The following is a 272-nucleotide window of genomic DNA, read 5'->3' as shown; positions in this document are numbered from 1 at the left end:
TATTTGTCAGGTCTGTCAACATACTGGCTGTAAACCGGTACTTCCGGAGTTGGCGACATTTCATCAAACAATTCCAAGCGGAAACGGTATTGAGTTGCACTTGTAACCGCATCAGCATAAATGTATTGATTCATGGCCGGGGTAAAGTCTACTAAATTGCATTGACCGTCTACTACACCTGTGGTAGGGAATTCCGGGGTAAACACAGAACAAACTGTTTCACTCCAATTTGACCATTGTTGTGTTCCGAAACTATTTACTCGGTAACGAAC

Annotated in this window: 1 protein-coding gene; it reads right to left on the bottom strand. The window is 43.0% G+C overall.

Annotated elements, in window-relative coordinates:
* Window positions 1–272: hypothetical protein (locus tag HA632_RS00910; protein ID WP_176305367.1), on the bottom strand; the 272-nt coding region annotated here is incomplete at both ends.

It is taken from the genome of Flavobacterium sp. J49 (assembly GCF_011742145.1).
Taxonomy (GTDB): Bacteria; Bacteroidota; Bacteroidia; order Flavobacteriales; family Flavobacteriaceae; genus Flavobacterium.
Note: the sequence above shows the minus strand (reverse complement) of the source record. Positions and strands in the feature narration are given on the sequence as shown.